This window comes from Streptomyces bobili (assembly GCF_002154575.1).
Classification (GTDB): domain Bacteria; phylum Actinomycetota; class Actinomycetes; order Streptomycetales; family Streptomycetaceae; genus Streptomyces; species Streptomyces bobili.
Genome location: NZ_MUBA01000690.1, coordinates 273 through 875, shown reverse-complemented (window position 1 = coordinate 875; position 603 = coordinate 273). Strand labels below are relative to the sequence as shown.

General features: G+C 72.1%; 1 protein-coding gene. It reads right to left on the bottom strand.

Going from position 1 to position 603, the window contains the following annotated elements:
- Positions 1 to 56: 56 nt before the first annotated feature.
- The coding region (locus BZL64_RS36300) for a sugar phosphate isomerase/epimerase family protein (protein ID WP_244205746.1) at positions 57 to 603 on the bottom strand (547 nt) is incomplete at its 5' end.

Here is a 603-nt window from a genome sequence, read left to right as displayed (position 1 = left end):
GGTGTCGGCGGACTCCGCGCGCGGGGGGCGTCCGCGGCGGCGCGCTCCCGTGTCTGTCACCGGCGGGGCACTTTCACCGCCGACGCCAGGTGCAGACGCGTGAACGCCAGCGCCTCCGCTAGATCGGCCTCACGTTCGGCGCTGGACATCGCGCGCCGGGTGTTGACCTCGATGACGACATGCCCGTCGAAGCCGCTCAGCGCGAGCCGCTCCAGAAGCTCGGCGCAGGGCTGCGAGCCGCGGCCGGGCACGAGGTGCTCGTCCTTGGCGGAGCCGTTGCCGTCGGCGAGGTGGACGTGGCCGAGCCGGTCGCCCATGCGGTCGAGCATGTGGATCGCGTCCGCACGGGCGGTCGAGGCGTGGCTGAGATCGATCGTGAAGTGCCGGTAGTCGTCCTTCGTCACGTCCCAGTCGGGCGCGTACGCGAGCATCTCGCGGTCGCGGTAGCGCCAGGGGTACATGTTCTCGACGGCGAACCGTACGTCGGTCTCGTCCGCCATCCGCCAGATGCCCTGGACGAAGTCGCGCGCGTACTGGCGCTGCCAGCGGAAGGGCGGGTGGACGACGACGGTGCTCGCGCCCAGCTTCTCGGCCGCCGCGCGC